The organism is Pandoraea bronchicola (assembly GCF_902459805.1).
In the GTDB taxonomy this organism is placed as follows: domain Bacteria; phylum Pseudomonadota; class Gammaproteobacteria; order Burkholderiales; family Burkholderiaceae; genus Pandoraea; species Pandoraea bronchicola.
Genome location: NZ_CABPST010000001.1, coordinates 626,181 through 641,794, shown reverse-complemented (window position 1 = coordinate 641,794; position 15,614 = coordinate 626,181). Strand labels below are relative to the sequence as shown.

Annotated in this window: 14 protein-coding genes; 11 read left to right on the top strand and 3 right to left on the bottom strand. The window is 64.8% G+C overall.

Annotation, left to right across the window (positions count from 1 at the left end; translation table 11 throughout):
• Positions 1-261: 261 nt before the first annotated feature.
• From mdlC to PBR20603_RS02920, 3 genes are all read left to right on the top strand, one after another.
• On the top strand, positions 262-1,890 hold the full coding sequence (mdlC, locus tag PBR20603_RS02930; protein ID WP_150558018.1) for a benzoylformate decarboxylase: 1,629 nt from the start codon (positions 262-264) through the stop codon (positions 1,888-1,890).
• 84 nt (positions 1,891-1,974) lie between these two features.
• Positions 1,975-3,444 (top strand): aldehyde dehydrogenase, encoded by a 1,470-nt coding sequence (locus tag PBR20603_RS02925; RefSeq protein WP_150558017.1) that lies wholly within the window; start codon positions 1,975-1,977, stop codon positions 3,442-3,444.
• Positions 3,445-3,578: 134 nt separating this feature from the next.
• Positions 3,579-4,964, top strand: a complete 1,386-nt coding sequence (locus tag PBR20603_RS02920) for an MFS transporter (RefSeq protein WP_150558016.1) — start codon at positions 3,579-3,581, stop codon at positions 4,962-4,964.
• Positions 4,965-5,049: 85 nt separating this feature from the next.
• Here PBR20603_RS02920 and PBR20603_RS02915 read toward each other — a convergent pair whose 3' ends face one another.
• The 3 genes from PBR20603_RS02915 to PBR20603_RS02905 all read right to left on the bottom strand — a co-directional run bounded on the left by PBR20603_RS02915 (position 5,050) and on the right by PBR20603_RS02905 (position 7,808).
• Positions 5,050-5,994 carry a PDR/VanB family oxidoreductase gene (locus PBR20603_RS02915; RefSeq protein WP_150558015.1) on the bottom strand — a complete coding sequence of 315 codons (945 nt, stop codon included), beginning with the start codon at positions 5,992-5,994 and terminating at the stop codon, positions 5,050-5,052.
• On the bottom strand, positions 5,991-7,055 hold the full coding sequence (locus PBR20603_RS02910) for an aromatic ring-hydroxylating oxygenase subunit alpha (protein ID WP_150558014.1): 1,065 nt from the start codon (positions 7,053-7,055) through the stop codon (positions 5,991-5,993). Before PBR20603_RS02910 ends, PBR20603_RS02915 begins: the two co-directional genes overlap by 4 nt.
• Positions 7,056-7,139: 84 nt before the next feature.
• Positions 7,140-7,808, bottom strand: coding sequence for a GntR family transcriptional regulator (locus PBR20603_RS02905; RefSeq protein WP_150558013.1), 669 nt, complete (start codon positions 7,806-7,808; stop codon positions 7,140-7,142).
• 212 nt (positions 7,809-8,020) lie between these two features.
• On the opposite strand from PBR20603_RS02905, the gene PBR20603_RS02900 reads away from it, so the two are divergent.
• The 8 genes from PBR20603_RS02900 to PBR20603_RS02865 all read left to right on the top strand — a co-directional run bounded on the left by PBR20603_RS02900 (position 8,021) and on the right by PBR20603_RS02865 (position 15,613).
• Entirely contained in the window at positions 8,021-8,863 is an 843-nt protein-coding gene (locus PBR20603_RS02900) for a gallate dioxygenase (protein WP_150558012.1), read from the top strand.
• The gene (locus PBR20603_RS02895) at positions 8,860-9,219 is read left to right on the top strand and encodes a protocatechuate 3,4-dioxygenase (RefSeq protein WP_150558011.1); all 360 of its coding nucleotides are present in this window, start codon (positions 8,860-8,862) and stop codon (positions 9,217-9,219) included. Before PBR20603_RS02900 ends, PBR20603_RS02895 begins: the two co-directional genes overlap by 4 nt.
• A 7-nt stretch (positions 9,220-9,226) precedes the next feature.
• Positions 9,227-10,567 carry a LysR family transcriptional regulator gene (locus PBR20603_RS02890; RefSeq protein ID WP_150558010.1) on the top strand — a complete coding sequence of 447 codons (1,341 nt, stop codon included), beginning with the start codon at positions 9,227-9,229 and terminating at the stop codon, positions 10,565-10,567.
• 391 nt (positions 10,568-10,958) lie between these two features.
• Positions 10,959-12,155, top strand: coding sequence for an ABC transporter substrate-binding protein (locus tag PBR20603_RS02885; protein ID WP_150558009.1), 1,197 nt, complete (start codon positions 10,959-10,961; stop codon positions 12,153-12,155).
• Positions 12,156-12,192: 37 nt separating this feature from the next.
• Positions 12,193-13,065 carry a branched-chain amino acid ABC transporter permease gene (locus PBR20603_RS02880; RefSeq protein WP_150558008.1) on the top strand — a complete coding sequence of 291 codons (873 nt, stop codon included), beginning with the start codon at positions 12,193-12,195 and terminating at the stop codon, positions 13,063-13,065.
• Between the two features lie 22 nt (positions 13,066-13,087).
• The gene (locus PBR20603_RS02875; RefSeq protein WP_246174343.1) at positions 13,088-14,152 is read left to right on the top strand and encodes a branched-chain amino acid ABC transporter permease; all 1,065 of its coding nucleotides are present in this window, start codon (positions 13,088-13,090) and stop codon (positions 14,150-14,152) included.
• Complete coding sequence (locus PBR20603_RS02870; RefSeq protein WP_150558006.1) at positions 14,149-14,901, top strand: ABC transporter ATP-binding protein; 753 nt, start codon at positions 14,149-14,151, stop codon at positions 14,899-14,901. Before PBR20603_RS02875 ends, PBR20603_RS02870 begins: the two co-directional genes overlap by 4 nt.
• Positions 14,894-15,613, top strand: coding sequence for an ABC transporter ATP-binding protein (locus PBR20603_RS02865; protein WP_150558005.1), 720 nt, complete (start codon positions 14,894-14,896; stop codon positions 15,611-15,613). The genes PBR20603_RS02870 and PBR20603_RS02865 overlap by 8 nt, the downstream gene beginning before the upstream one ends.
• Position 15,614: the final 1 nt, after the last annotated feature.

Sequence of the window (15,614 nt, the reverse complement as noted above, 5' to 3'; positions counted from 1 at the left end):
AGGGGAAGGGATGGCCGATCGATCGAGACGATAGGGACGTGTGGCGACGCTGGAAAGTCATGCAAAAGCGTAATGACTTCGGCACACAAAAGCAATTCCAGTGCATATATCGGCTGCCTATACTGGTCCAAATCGCTCGTCCCAGCCGCTGATCCCGATCGACTCGCCCGTCGCGTGAGCGTGAGGCCGTGCGGCACGAGTCAACACAAGAACCACGCTGTTACGCGCGAGCGACGACGGCGGCACGAGACAACCGCATCCATGAAAGACAGCCGAGAACTGCGCGCTGGCCAAAGCGCCGGCACCCCTCAAGCCCTGAGCGTTCGTGAGGTGGTCATCGATCTGATGCGCCGCCACGGCATGACCAAGGTGTTCGCCAACCCCGGCTCGACCGAGTTGCCGCTGTTCCGCGATTTCCCGCCAGACTTCGAATATGTGCTGGGGCTTCAGGAAGCGGTGGTCGTCGGCATGGCCGACGGTTATGCGCAGGCGACCGGCAACGCGGCATTCATCAATCTGCATTCGGCCGCCGGTGTCGGCAATGCCATGGGCAACATCTTCACGGCCTATAAGAACCAGACGCCGCTGATCGTGACTGCCGGCCAGCAGGCTCGCTCGATTCTCCCGTTCGACCCGTTCCTCGCGTCGGTGCGTGCGACGGAGTTGCCGCAGCCGTACGTCAAATTCAGTCTGGAACCGGCGCGCGCCGAAGACGTGCCATTGGCACTCGCCCGCGCGTACCACATCGCCATGCAGGAGCCGAAGGGACCGGTCTTCGTCTCGATTCCTGTCGACGATTGGGATCGCCCCGCGCAGGCGCTGCCACCGCGTCAGGTGAGTACGCGTGTGCAGCCCGATCCGGTGGCGCTTGCGCAACTGGGGGCCGCGCTCGACGCGTGCGCGCGTCCGGCGTTCGTCGTCGGCTCTTCCATCGACCGTGCGGGGGCATTCGACGCCGTGGTCGCGCTGGCCGAACGGCATAACGCCCGTGTCTTCACCGCACCGATGTGCGCCCGCTGCGCATTTCCGGAAGATCACCGCCTGTTTGCGGGCTTTCTGCCGCCGATGCGCGAGAAGATCGTGGGTCTGCTTGGCGGTCACGATCTGATTCTCGTGATTGGCGCCCCGGCGTTCACGTACCACGTGGAAGGCGCCGGGCCACATGTCCCCGAGGGCGCGTCGTTGTTCCAGTTGATCGAAGATCCGGGCGTGGCGGCCTGGACGCCGGTCGGCGCGTCCGTGGTGGGGAATGTGCGTCTCGGTGTCGAAGCGCTGCTCGCACGCGACATGCCGGGCGAGCGCGCATTGCCGCCCGCACGCGCTGTGCCGCCGGTGGCCACGGCGAACTTGGCGGGCGAGCGCATGACGACCGCGTTTGCGCTGCAAACGCTTTCCGAAGTGCGCGACGCCCGCGACATCGTTGTCGAAGAAGCGCCGAGCGCACGCGCCATCATGCAGCAATACCTGCCCTTTACGTTGCCGGGCACCTTCTACACGATGAACAGCGGCGGCCTCGGTTACTCCATGCCCGCCGCAGTCGGGGTGGCGATGGCGCATCCGGCGCGGCGTGTCGTCGGCCTGATCGGCGACGGCTCCGCGATGTACTCCATTCAAGGTCTGTGGAGCGCTGCGCAAGCCAGGTTGCCCATCACGTTCGTGATTCTGAACAACCGTCGTTACGCCGCATTGCAGGACTTCGCGCCGTCGTTCGGCTTCAGTCCGACGGACCCGGTACAGGGAACCGATCTGCCCGATCTCGATTTCGTGCGTCTGGCCGAAGGCATGGGCGTGCGCGCACAGCGTGTCGAGCAGGGAAGCGAGTTGCGCGACGTCTTGTCGCAGGCCATGGCGAGCGGCGAGACACGTCTGGTCGAAATCGTAGTGGCATGATGCACGGCGAATGCTCGCGCCGGTCGTCGAGACCGCGGCGCGCGCCATCCCGTGACGAACCATCGAGCAAGGAGACGATTACCCATGCAAGCCCAACAAGATCCCAAAGCCCTGACGATGCTGATCGCCGGCAAGCGCGTCGGCGCGACACGGGGGGCTACTTTCGAGCGCCGCAATCCGCTTGACGGCGAAGTCGCCTCTTGCGCGCCTGCGGCCACCGTCGACGACGCCCGCGCTGCCGTGCGCGCCGCATGGGACGCTTTCCCGGCGTGGTCGAACACCGGCCCTGGCGAACGTCGTGCGCTGCTGATGAAGGCCGCCGATCGGCTGGAAGCGAAGGTCGAACAGTTTCAGTCGGCCATGGCGGCAGAGACGGGGGCGTCTGGTTTGTGGGCCGGCTTCAACGTGCATCTGGCCGCGCAGGGGCTGCGTGAAGCCGCGGCGATGACGACGCAGATTGCCGGTGAAATCATCCCGTCGGATGTGCCGGGCAGTCTCGCGATGGGGGTGCGTCAGGCGGCAGGCGTGGTGCTCGGTATCGCGCCGTGGAACGCCCCGGTCATTCTCGGCGTGCGCGCGCTAGCGTTGCCGCTGGCCTGTGGCAATACCGTGGTCTTCAAGGGCTCCGAGTTGTGCCCCGCCACGCATGGTTTGATTGCCGATGCGCTGGACGAAGCCGGTTTGCCGCCGGGCGTGGTGAACTTCATTACGAATGCACCGAAAGACGCGGGTGCCATCGTCGAAGCGTTGATCGCAGAGCCCGCCGTGCGTCGTGTGAACTTCACCGGCTCGACGCGCGTAGGCCGTATCATCGCCACGCTGTGCGCCGAGCATCTGAAACCTGCCGTGCTCGAGTTGGGCGGCAAGGCACCGTGCCTCGTTCTCGAGGACGCCGATCTCGATGCCGCCGTGAACGGCGTCGCATTCGGCGCGTTCGCCAATTCCGGTCAGATCTGCATGTCGACCGAACGCATCGTCGTGGCGGAATCGATTGCCGACAGCTTCGTGGAAAAGCTCGCCGCCAAGGCGCGTTCGCTGCCCTTGGGCGATCCGCGCGAAGGCCCGGTCGTGCTGGGCTCGGTGATCGACATGGCGACGGTCGAGCGCTGCAACGCGCTGATCGACGATGCCCTCGCCAAGGGCGCGACGCTGCTGTGCGGCGGCCGTGCCGACACCACGCTCATGCCGGCAACGCTGCTCGATCGCGTCACGCCCGACATGAAGATCTACAGCGAGGAGTCGTTCGGTCCGGTCAAGGGGATCGTGCGCGTGACGGACGACGAAGCGGCCATCGCGTGCGCCAACGACAACGCTTACGGCCTGTCGTCCGCTGTCTTCAGCCGCGACATTGCACGGGCGATGGGCGTTGCCAAACGCATTGAGTCGGGCATCTGCCACATCAATGGCCCTACGGTACACGACGAAGCGCAGATGCCTTTCGGCGGCGTGAAGTCGAGCGGCTGGGGGCGTTTCGGCGGCAAGGCCGGCGTTCACGAATTCACCGATCTGCGCTGGATGACGGTGCAGACCACCCCGCGTCACTACCCGTTCTGAGCGACGCTCGGCGGCCAGACGCATTCTGGCGTGACCCAGCGTGAAGCAGGGCAAAACAAGATAACGCAAGGTAACGCAAGACCACCATACCGCCGCAGCCGGGGGACCGGAACAGACGGCCGGAGGAGACAACCGTGTCACAACCATACGAAACCGCCCCTGCGGGGGCGGGTGCAACGTCGGGCCATACCAGCGCCAGCGAGGTTCACCACCCCGAGGCCAACGCTGCCGCGACGACAGCCATGCCCGGGGCATCGGCGAACTACGGCCGCGTGGTGGCGGCCAGTTGTTTCGGTACCGCCATCGAGTGGTACGACTTTTTCATCTACGGTTTTCTGGCGCCCATCGTGTTCGACCGGCTGTTCTTCCCGCAGCTCGATCCGATGGCGGGCATGATTGCCGTGTTCGCGACCTTCGCCGTCGGGTTCATCGCGCGGCCCATTGGCGGTATCGTGTTCGGACACTTCGGCGATCGTATCGGACGCAAGTCGATTTTGCTCTTCACGCTGATTCTGATGGGCGTGGCCACCACGATGATCGGCTTGCTGCCAACGTACGACATGGTCGGCATGTGGGCGCCGGTCATGCTCGTGACGCTGCGCTTCGTCCAGGGCTTCGCGCTCGGCGGTGAGTCCGTCGGCGGTTTGCTGATGACGGTCGAAGGTGCGCCCGCGCACTTGCGCGGCCTGTTCGGCGGTCTGATTCAGGCTGCGGGGCCGACGTCGATCGTGGGCGCGTCGCTCGCCATCGTGCTCATCACGCGACTGCCGGAAGACGACCTGCTCACGTGGGGCTGGCGTTTGCCATTCCTCGTGAGTCTGCTGCTGGTGGCGCTGGGCACCTATGTGCGTCTCAAGGTGGAAGAGTCGCCGAGCTTCAAGGCGGCAGAGCAGCATCGCGACATCGCGAAGGTGCCGGTGGCGGAAGTCATCACGCATTACTGGCGGCCGACGCTCGTCACGTTCTTCATCTGTCTGGCCGAAACGAGCTTCTTCTATCTGGTGGCGATTTTCTCGCTGTCGTACGGCACCAAGTCGCTCGGCCTGCCGCGCAACACGATGGCCGACGGCGTGCTGTACGCGAACATTCTCGCGATGCTGACGATCCCCGCGTTTGGCATGCTCTCCGACAAGCTGGGACGCCGTCCGATGTTCCTGATGGGACTGGCTGCCACGGCGATCTTCATTTACCCGTTCTTCCTGATGATGGGCAGCAAGGAGACGGCACTCGTCGTGCTCGCCATCGTGATCGGCGCGGGCGTGATTCATCCGATGATGTTCGGCCCGGAAGGCAGCTTCTTCTCGGAGCTGTTCGACACGCGGGTGCGCTTCTCGGGCGTGTCGCTCGGCAAGCAGATCGGTACGGTGCTGGGCGGCGGGCTGGCGCCGATGATTGCGGCGAGTCTGCTGGCGTGGAGCCACGGTCAGATCTGGCCCGTCATTGTCTACTTCCTCATCCTCGCGGCGATGGCGCTGATCTCTACCGTCCTCGTGCGTGAGACGAAGGATCGGACGTTGTAACGGGGTCCGGTCATCCATGAAAAGACAACGGCCCCGCTTCGCGTCGCGAGCGGGGCCGTCGTCTTATGGCGCAGGCTGTACTGGGTTACAGATCGAGCACCAGCATGGCCGATCGACTGCGCGAGCAGCACGGCAGCATCTGGTCGTTGGCGGCGCGTTCATCGTCGGTCAGGTAGACGTCGCGATGATCGGGCGTGCCGTCGATGACGCGCGTGAGACACGTGCCGCACACCCCTTGCTCGCACGACATCTGCACTTCCACGCCCTGCGCGGCGAGTGCCGCGACGATGGTCTCGCCGGCCTTCACGTCGATCACACGGCCGCTCGAGTGCAGCTTGACCTGAAACGGCTTGTCGCCATCGGTGTCTGCCGTCACCGGTGCGGCGAAGTACTCGCGATGCACATTCCCTTCCGGCCATTGCGCCGCTTCCGCTCGCGCCAGCACTGCCTCGATGAAGCCGGCCGGGCCGCAGACATACAGGTGCTTTGCGGCCGACGGCTGCGCGAGGATGGCGTCGAGATCGGCGCGTTCGCCGTCGTTGTCGAAGTACAGGCGCGTCTTCGCGGCGAGATCGTGCCTCGCGAACCGGTCGCGAAAGGCGGTACGCGCGGACTCGCGGGTGCAGTAATGCACTTCGAACGACGCATTGCTGGCGGACAACGCTTCGGCCATACACAGAATCGGCGTCACGCCGATTCCTCCGGCGAGCAGAATGCTGTGCTTCGCCTGCTCGGCCAGCGGGAAGTGATTGCGCGGTGCGCTAATCTCCAGCGTCGTGCCGACCGTGAGCGCGTGCATGCCGACGGAGCCGCCCCGCGACGCCGGGTCGCGCAGCACGCCTACGCAGTAACGATGTGTCTCGCCGGGGGCGTTACACAGCGAGTACTGGCGCACGAGGCCGTCGGCCACATGCACGTCGATGTGCGCGCCCGCCGTGAAGGCGGGCAGCGGGCTGCCGTCGAGACTCACCAGTTCGAATTCGCAGATGTCGGTTGCGACATCGCGCTTGTTCGCCAGCCGGACTTTCATGCGGCGCTCCCCAGGCTCTGCACATGCGCGGCACCCGCGCGTTCGGCGTCGATCAGACGGTCGAGCACCTTGCGCGATTGCACACCGCCTGCGTCGATGTTGAGTTTCAGAATCTTCTTCTCGGGATACGCCGAGAGATTGCGTTGCTGGGCTTCGAGCACTTCCTGGTCTTCGGCGAAGATGCCGCCCTGGCCACGCTTGATAGCCGCGGTCAATTCGGCGTCCTCCGGCTTGAAGTTGCGCGCCATGCCCCAGAAGTACCAGATCGATTCGTCGGTCTCAGGCGTGATGAAGTCGACCACGATGCTGCCCGCTTTCTTGTCGGCCGGGGCGTCGTAACCGCCATGGCCCGCGTGCGCTACGCCCACTTCGATCATCACGTGGCTCGGCGGCGTGAAGCGGCAGACTTGCCAGCGGTCGCATGCTACCTGATCGTCCAGACCGTTCGCGCGCAACGCGCTCGCCCAGAACGGCGGCGCCTTGATGTTCTCCATATGACGCGCCGTGATCACCATGTCACCCTCGACGGTCGTCTTGGGCGGCGCTTCTTCGATTTCCTCCTGACCGATGCTCGTGGCGTGCACATAGGTCTCGTGCGTCAGATCCATCAGGTTGTCGATCATCAGGCGATAGTCGCACTTGATGTGATACAGGCCGCCGCCATAGGCCCACTGATCGCTCACCGCCCACTCCAGATGCGGGATCTCGTCGGGATTGGCGAGCGCCGCGTCGCCCGGCCATACCCAGACGAAGCCGTAGCGCTCGACGCACGGATATGCGCGCGTTTTCGGGAAGCCGCCGACACGTTGGCCGACCATCTTGGTGCACTTGCCGCCGCCGTCGACCGTCAGGCCGTGATAGCCGCACACGAGGTGGCCGTCCTTGACGAAGCCCAGCGACAACGCTGCGCCGCGATGCGGGCAGAAGTCTTCCAGCGCGGCGGCGTTACCGTTCCCGTCGCGGAAGAACACCATCGGTTCGTTGCAGATCTTGCGGCCCAGCGGCTTGTCGGCAAATTCGTCCGGTGTGCAAGCGACGTACCAGGTATTTTTGAGGAACATGATCGTTTGTCTCCTTGGCGCTCGTTCGACTGGCGCGCTCTCGTTTCGATAGGGGGTGGTCGGGATGAATTCGGGCGGTGCGCGTCAGAGCAACTGCGCGCCCATGCTGTGTTCCTGCGTGACGATGTGCTCGCGGCACATGAATTCGGCGCGATCGGGCTGCCGTGCGGCAATCGCCTCGACAATGGCGTGATGCTGACGATGGGCATACGCGATGATGTCGGCGTACTGACGCCGGTCTTCATGCCCGAACGCGACCGTGCGCGGGGCGACGAACGGCACCAGATTGCAACGCGCGATGAAGCCGTCGAGCAGCGGATTGCGCGCGCCGGCGACGAGCAGGTCGTGAAAGCGCGCGTTGAGCGACGCGTAGCCGATCTGCACTTCGGCGGTCATCGTGTGATCGGCGAGCAACGCGTCGCCCTCGGCCAGCAGGTCGCGCAACTGCGTGAGCAACTCGGCGCTCGCACCTTTCTCGGCGAGCAGACGCGCGGCGTAACCTTCGAGCGCGCCGCGCAGATGCAGCGCCTCGACACTCTCCTCTCGCGTGTGCGCCCGCACGGCGTAACCGCGCTGCCCCGCGCGCACCACCAGTCCCTCTTCGGCGAGCACCGGCAGCGCCTGCCGGACCGGCATGCGCGAGACGCCCAGTTGCTCCGCGAGCTTGGCTTCGGCGAGACGTTCGCCCGGCGCGAGCTCGCCCTTGAGGATCATCTCGCGCAATTGAACCGTGGTCGGCGTGGGATGCAGCATGCGTCTCCTTTCGATCGCTGGAATGCCTGCCGGTCGTTCTGGATCCGGCCAGATCCGGCTTTTCTTCATTATGGGATCCCGTAATCGGTAAACGCATTAGTAAATACCCTGCTTTATGCCGATATGGGATCCCGGATAGACTCGGCGCTGCACAAATGCGGGTGGTTTCATTCGGCTGCCCGGCATCACAAGACAAAAGACGGAGACTTCGCGTGGCAAAGATCATTGGTGGGATCGGTACGTCGCATGTGCCGACCATCGGCGTGGCATACGACAAGGGCAAGCAGCAGGACCCCGCATGGGCGCCGCTGTTTCAGGGCTACGAGCCCGTAGCAAAGTGGCTGGCCGAAAAGCAGGCCGACGTGCTCGTGTTTTTCTACAACGATCACGCCACGACGTTCTTCTTCGACATGTACCCCACGTTCGCGTTGGGCGTGGGAGAGTCGTTCCCGATTGCCGACGAAGGCGCGGGGCTGCGTCCGCTGCCACCGATTCGGGGCGACGTGGCATTGCAGGCCCACATTGCGGAGTCGCTGGTGAACGACGAGTTCGATATCACCGTGTTCCAGGACAAGCCCATCGATCATGGCTGCGCGTCGCCGTTGCCATTGCTCTGGCCGCACAAGCCGGACTGGCCCGGCACGGTCGTGCCGATTGCCATCAACGTGCTGCAATACCCGCTGCCGACGGGCCGCCGTTGCTACCGCCTCGGTCAGGCCGTGCGCCGCGCCATTGAGTCGTATCCCGAGGATTTGCGCGTGGTCGTGGTGGGCACCGGTGGTCTCTCGCACCAGATTCATGGCGAGCGCGCGGGCTACAACGACGAAGCGTGGGATCGGGAATTTCTGGAGCTGCTCGAACATCAGCCCGAAAAGCTGACCGAACTCAAGCATGTGGACTATGTCGAGCGCGGCGGTGCCGAGAGCGTTGAGCAGATCATGTGGCTGTCGATGCGCGGTGCGCTTGGGCCCCGCATCAAGCGTCTGCATCTGAACTACTACCTGGCGACGACGACTGCCATGACTGTCGCGCTCTACGAGGAGGACGCCGCATGAATCCGCAACTCGAAGGGATCGAGGCGATCACCGGCACGTACGCGTTCGACTTGCGCGTGAGCCACCGCACGCTCAAACTCAATCGCTTCTTCTGGCACATGATTCGCGCAGAGAATCGTGAAACCTATCTGAGCGATCCCGTTGCCGCGATGACGGCCGCGGGGCTGACTGCCGACGAGCAGGCGATGATACAGGCACAGGACTGGCTGGGTCTCGTGCGTCATGGTGTGAATTTCTTCGTGCTGGAGAAGTTTGCCCGCGTCGTGCGCAAGACCAATCTCGAAGTCTATGCTCTCATGCGCGGCGAGACGCTCGACGAGTTCATGGCCACGCGCCGCGTGCCGACCATGCGCTGAACCGGGCATGTCCATCGACACCGCCATCGATTCGACCAACACGCCGGCCGCGCCCCGGCTGGCCTGCCACGAGCGCGGCACCTGGAGCCGTGCGCCGCAGAGCAACGAAGCGATGCTGCTGTGCCGCAAGCTGCGAGGTTTGCGCGCGATGGTCGCCGTGCTCGAATGCGATTCGGTCGCGCGTGCGGCGCGCATGCTGCATCTCTCGCAGTCGGCCGTGGCTCGCTCGATCTCCGATATCGAGGCAGAGCTGGGTTTCCCGCTTTTTCATCGCAGCGGGCGCGGCCTGATCCCGAATGCCGCGGGCCAACGCCTCGGCGTGCGCGCCACGCGCGCGCTTGCCGAACTGGCCAACGGCTATCGCGAGGCATTCGCCGCCACCGCGTCGCAGGCCGACGGCGGTGCGCGCGCGGCGAGCCGTTTCGCGGCAGTCGTCGCGCCTCAGCAACTCACGAGTTTCATCGCCGTGGCGGAGCTGGGGAGCGGGCCGCTGGCGGCGAGCCGTCTGCAATGTTCTCAGCCGACGATCCAGCGCAATCTCGATCAGCTAGAAGATCTCATCGGCATCAAGCTCTTTCGACGCACGCCGCGCGGCACACGTCTGACGGACGAGGCACAGGCGTTGCTCGGCCCCGTCAAGCGGGCGCTTGCCGAACTGGCGATTGCCGAAGACGAACTCGCGCCGTTCGGCGGCCGTCAGCAAGGCACGGTGATCGTGGCGGCGTTGCCACTGTCCAGCGGCTTCTTGTTGCCCAAAGCGATCGACAGCCTGTTGCACAAGTCGCCCTACCTGAGCGTGACAGTCGTTGACGGCACCTACGAGGCGCTTGTGCGGCAGTTGCGACAGGCGGATGTCGACATGATCGTTGGCGCGTTGCGCGCGAACGACGTGCCGCCGGACATCCGTCAGGAGGCGCTGTTCGAAGATCATCTCTCGGTCGCCGCGCGAGCCGATCATCCTTGTCTGACGTCGGGACGTGCGCCTACGCTTGCGGAACTTGCCGGGTACGGCTGGGTGAGCCCGCTGCCCTGTACGCCGGCACGCGGCGTTTTCGAGCGCGTGTTTCATGCGGAAGGGCTGCCGCTGCCGCAGACGCAGGTCCACGCGAGCAGCTCACCGGTGGTACGCGGACTGTTGTCGTCGAGCGACCGGCTCGCGTTGCTCTCGCCGGTGCAGATCACGTCGGAGCTGCGCACGGGGGAACTAGCCGTCGTGCCGGTGCCGCTGCAACACGCGCGTCGCGCCATTGGTGTCGCCACGCGCCGCGAAGGGTTGCTGTCTCCGGCCGCAGAGCAGTTGCTCGATGAATTGCGCGCGTTGGCGCCGACGATGCAGCATCCGACGTAAGGCGCGCGGCGTGTTTGTGACGCCGCCGGCGAGCGCGGCGAAAATCGCCGGATTCGCCATGAGTTGCATGTCTCGCCGCATTCGCCCGCGAACCCTTTCCGAATCGCAGGCCGATCAGTGACGACCGCTCGCCGCGCCTTATGCGGCGGGCGTTCCACCAGGGGAACGTCAGGTGTCCCGCAGCGCGAAATTCCCCTCGCAAAAAACGTCACATCACGTAGGGGAAATCTCGGGGATATACGAAAAACGCAACGCTCGACGCGGGAGTTTCATTCGACGTGTCGCCTTCGGCTGCCTAAGCTGTTCCGAACACATTGAAAAGGTGCGCCAACCCCCGGCGCACCACATCAAAAAACGGAGCGGCGCACGACGCCGACGAGGAGACGACACCATGATGAAGCGCCATCTCTGGCTCGCTGTGGCACTTGCGAGCGTATGCCAACTCACCGCAGTCTCGGCGCGCGCCGAGGAAATCAAGATCGGCGTGCTGGGCCTGTTCTCCGGCTCGGCGTCGTGGTGGGGCACGGAGTACCGTCGCGGCATCAACCTGTGGCTCGAGCAGAACAAGAACAAGGTCGGCGACGACACGCTGGTGATTCTGGAGCGCGACGAAGGCGGTGTGAATCCGCAGCGCACGCGTCAGCTCGCGCAAGAACTCGTGGTGCGCGATCAGGTGCAGTACCTGTTCGGCGGCTCGTACACGCCGAACGTGCTGGCGATGGCCGACGTGGCCAACCAGACCAAGACGCCGCTGGTGATCGGTAACTCGGGCACCTCCAACGTCACGCTCAAGTCGCCGTACTTTGTGCGCACGGGCTTCACGCAATGGACCGTGAGCGTGCCGCTCGTGGAGTACGCCGCCAGCAAGGGCGTGAAGAACGCCGCCATCGTGGTGGCCGATTTCGCCACCGGCTACGACGCCATCGACGCGTACAGCGAGACGTTCAAGAAAGCGGGCGGCAAGGTCGCGGTCGAAGTGAAGGTGCCGCTGGGTACGACGGATTTCTCGAGCTACCTGCAGCGTGTGCGCGATGCGAAGCCGGATGCCGTCTTCATGTTCATGCCGGTGGGCCCGATGTCGGCAGGCTTCGTGAAGGCGTTCAAGGAACGCGAACTCGACAAGGCCGGTATCCGGCTCTTCGCCACGACGGAGACGATGGAATCCGACCTGCCGGCCATCGGCGACAGCGCGCTGGGCACGATCACCGCGCTGCACTACTCGCCGTATCTGACGTCGCCGGAGAACACCGCGTTCGTGAAGGCTTACAAGGCGAAATACGGTCCGGGCGCACTGCCGTCGATCGCTTCGGTGTCGGCGTACGACTCGATGACGCTCATTGCTCAGATGATCAAGGCCACCAAGGGCAAGAAGGACGGCGACAAGGCCGTTGCCGCCGTGAAGGGCTACGCCTGGACGAGCGCTCGCGGCCCGGTGTCGATCGATCCGAAGACGCGTGAAATCATCCAGAACGTCTATATCCGCCGCGTGGAAACCATCGACGGAAAGCTCGGCAACAAGCCGATCGAGACCTACAAGTCCGTGGTCGAGCCGTGGCACGTGAGCCACCCCCAGGTGGCTGCCAAGTAACGCAGGCGTCGTCTTTCAGTTCGTTCGGTAATTTGTCATGACGCAATCGCTTGCCACTTTCCTGTCGTTGTCGATCGATGGTGTGGCCTACGGGATGCTGCTGTTCCTCATCTCCGTGGGTCTTACCGTCACGCTGGGTGTCATGCGCGTGGTGAACCTCGCGCACTCCGCCTTCGCCATGATCGGCGGTTATTTCACGCTGTGGGCCATGCAGCGTGCCGGGCTCGATTTCTTCGTCGCGCTGCTCGTCGGCGTGGCCGGCACCATGGTGCTGGGCGCCGTGCTCGAGCGCACGCTGTACCGCTGGGTCTACACGGCCAACGGTCTTGGGCAGTTGCTCATGACGATCGGGCTCGCGTTCATCATCTGCGCGCTTGCCAAGCATCTTGCCGGCACCGAACTGCAAACGATTCCTGTGCCGCAGGGTCTGCGCGGCACGTGGGACTTCGGCGCGTTCTCGGTGTCCGTCTATCGCATCTTCGCGCTGGTGTGCAGCGCGGTCGTGGCCCTGGGCATCTGGTGGGGCCTGGAGCGCACGCCGTTCGGTGCAAAGCTGCGCGCCGCCGTCGACAACCCGCGCATGGCGCGTTGCGTCGGCATCGATGTGCCGCTCGTGTTCTCGATTACGTTCGCCATCGGTTGCGGTCTGTCGGGGCTGGGCGGCGCGCTGTCGAGTCAGATCCTGCCGCTCGAGCCGTACTACGGCCTGAAGTATCTGGTGCTGGTGCTGATCGTCGTGGCGGCCGGTGGTCTGGGCAGTCTGCGCGGCTCGCTCTACGCCGGATTGCTGCTGGGCCTGATCGACACGCTGGGCCGCTACTACGTGCCCGCGCTCGGCGCCTTCATGATCTATCTGGCCGTGCTGGCCATTCTGCTGATCCGCCCGCAAGGGTTGGTCGGCCGCGCCTGAGCGGAGGGTGACGATGTCTCATATGAATCCTCTGCCGCCGGCCACGGGTGCGGCGCAGGTCGCGCCTGCGCTGCGTCGCAAGCGTCTTGGCGCGCTCGACGCGGTGCTGCTCGCCGCCGCCGTCGCCACTTACTTCTTCGCCGATCTGTATCTCGCGCTCGCGACGAGCGTGCTGATCATGATCATCTTCGCGCTCTCGCTTGATCTGGTGCAGGGCTATTGCGGTATCGAGACGTTGGGGCACGCCGCGTTCTTCGGTAGCGGGGCCTATGCGGCGGGACTCTTTGCGTTGCACGTGTCGCCCAATCCACTGCTGGGTCTGGCGGCGGGCGCTGTCGTTGCGGCGGTCGTGGGACTCATCACCGGCGTCGTGGTGCTGCGGGTGAGTGGTCTCACGCAGATCATGCTCACGTTGGTGTGTGCCACGCTGCTCTACGAAGCGGGTAACGTCGCCAAGTCGATCACGATGGGCGACGACGGTCTGACCGGCTACACCATTGCGCCCTTGCTCGGTCTGTTCGAGTTCGACATCTACGGCCACACCGCGTATCTCTATGCGCTGGCGGTACTGCTCGTCGTGTATCTGTTCACACAGTTTCTCGTGAATTCCCCGTTCGGCCTGACTGTGCAGGGCATTCGGGAGAACGCCATGCGCATGTCGCTGCTCGGTGTGCGCGTCGGGCTGCGTCGTCTGATGCTGTACACCCTCGCTGCCGCTGTCGCAGGTGTCGCCGGTGCGCTGTCGGCGCAGGTGAACAACATTGTCGCGCTCGACACCTTGTCGTTCACGCTTTCGGCCAATGTTCTCGTGATGCTCGCGTTGGGCGGCACTGGGCGTCTGTATGGCGCGGTGCTTGGCGCCGTCGTGTTCATGGTGCTGTCCGACCGCATCGCGGCGATCGACCCGACGAACTGGCTCGCTGCGCTTGGCGTGCTGCTGATCGTCGTGGTGCGCTTCGCCCCCGATGGCCTGATCGGACTGGTGGATCGGTTCGCGGCACGCCTGCGTCGTCCTCGTCAGGGCGCGACGCCCCCGGAGGCTGGCAGTGCCAAGGCAACGACCACGGACAAGGAGGTGACGCCGTGAGCGCTGCACTCGAAATTCAAGGACTGTCCAAGCGCTTTGGCCAGTTGGACGTCACCCGCAACGTCAGCCTGTCGCTGCCCGTCGGTGCGCGGCACGCGTTGATCGGCCCGAATGGGGCAGGCAAGAGCACGTTGATGAATCTGCTTACCGGCGTGCTCAAGCCGAACGCGGGTGTGGTGCGCGTGGGCGGCACGGACGTGACGTCGATGCCGTCGCACAAGCGCGTGAAGCTGGGGCTGGCTCGAACGTTTCAGCTCAATACATTGTTCGACACCCTTACCGTGGCCGAGAACGTGGCGCTCGCGCTTACGTCGCGGCGCGGTCTCGACGGCCGTATCGGCAAGCCGCTCGCGAGCCGTCCGGCGGTGGTGGAGGAGGCAGCGGAGCGTCTGCGCGAGCTGGGCATGCTCGACCTCGCAGGCAAGCGTATCAACGAGTTGGCTTATGGCCAGCGCCGTCAGGTGGAGATCGCGCTGGGCCTGGCGCTCGACCCCAAGGTGCTGCTGCTCGACGAGCCGGTCGCAGGCGTGCCGTCGGGGCAGGGACGCAAGCTGTTCGAACTGCTCGAACGCCTGCCCGAAGACGTGGCGGTGATGGTCATCGAACACGACATGGATCTGGTCTTCCGCTTCGCGCGCCGCATCACGGTGCTGGTCGAAGGCGCGGTGTTGATGGAAGGCGAGAAGGACGAAGTGCGCAGCGATCCGCGTGTGCGCGACATTTATCTGGGGCGTCGCCATCATGACTGACATGCTGCTCGAAGTTGGCGCACTGAGTGCCGGGTACGGCGAGACCATCGTGCTCGAAGACCTGAGCCTGCGCGTGGGGACGGGAGAAGCCGTCGCCATTCTCGGCCGCAACGGCGTGGGCAAGAGCACGCTGTTGCTCAGCCTGCTGGGACTGACCACGCGCCACGGGGGGGCGGTGCGCTACCGCGGCGACGACATTTCGTCGTGGCCTGCGTACAAGCGTGCCCGCGCCGGGCTGGCGCTGGTGCCGCAGGAGCGCGAGATTTTCAAGTCGCTCTCGGTCGAAGAGAACTTGCAAGTCTCGGCCATGGGCAATGACGACGCCGACTGGACGCTCGATCGCGTATACGACCTGTTCCCGCGATTGCACGAACGGCGCCGCAACCTCGGCAACCAGCTCTCGGGCGGTGAGCAGCAGATGCTCGCCATCGGCCGTGCGCTGATCGGCAATCCCCGCGTGATTTTGTTCGACGAGCCGTTCGAAGGGCTCGCACCGGTGATCGTCGATCAACTGGTCGACGCGTTCTGGAAGTTGCGCGCCGATGGCGGCATGGGCGTGGTGCTCGTGGAGCAGCACGCGGAACTGGGGCTGGAGCTGACCGACCGGGCGCTGGTGCTCGACCGGGGCCGCGAGGTCTGGGCCGGGCGCAGCAGTGAACTCGCGGCGTCGCCGGAATTGCTCGCCACGCTGGTCGGACTGGAAAGCGCCTGAA

Coding starts and splice junctions, on each gene's coding strand:
- mdlC (WP_150558018.1), top strand. CDS start 262: ATGAAAGACAGCCGAGAACTGCGCGCTGGCCAAAGCGCCGGCACCCCT.
- PBR20603_RS02925 (WP_150558017.1), top strand. CDS start 1,975: ATGCAAGCCCAACAAGATCCCAAAGCCCTGACGATGCTGATCGCCGGC.
- PBR20603_RS02915 (WP_150558015.1), bottom strand. CDS start 5,994: ATGAAAGTCCGGCTGGCGAACAAGCGCGATGTCGCAACCGACATCTGC.
- PBR20603_RS02910 (WP_150558014.1), bottom strand. CDS start 7,055: ATGTTCCTCAAAAATACCTGGTACGTCGCTTGCACACCGGACGAATTT.
- PBR20603_RS02905 (WP_150558013.1), bottom strand. CDS start 7,808: ATGCTGCATCCCACGCCGACCACGGTTCAATTGCGCGAGATGATCCTC.
- PBR20603_RS02895 (WP_150558011.1), top strand. CDS start 8,860: ATGAATCCGCAACTCGAAGGGATCGAGGCGATCACCGGCACGTACGCG.
- PBR20603_RS02890 (WP_150558010.1), top strand. CDS start 9,227: ATGTCCATCGACACCGCCATCGATTCGACCAACACGCCGGCCGCGCCC.
- PBR20603_RS02885 (WP_150558009.1), top strand. CDS start 10,959: ATGATGAAGCGCCATCTCTGGCTCGCTGTGGCACTTGCGAGCGTATGC.
- PBR20603_RS02880 (WP_150558008.1), top strand. CDS start 12,193: ATGACGCAATCGCTTGCCACTTTCCTGTCGTTGTCGATCGATGGTGTG.
- PBR20603_RS02875 (WP_246174343.1), top strand. CDS start 13,088: ATGAATCCTCTGCCGCCGGCCACGGGTGCGGCGCAGGTCGCGCCTGCG.
- PBR20603_RS02865 (WP_150558005.1), top strand. CDS start 14,894: ATGACTGACATGCTGCTCGAAGTTGGCGCACTGAGTGCCGGGTACGGC.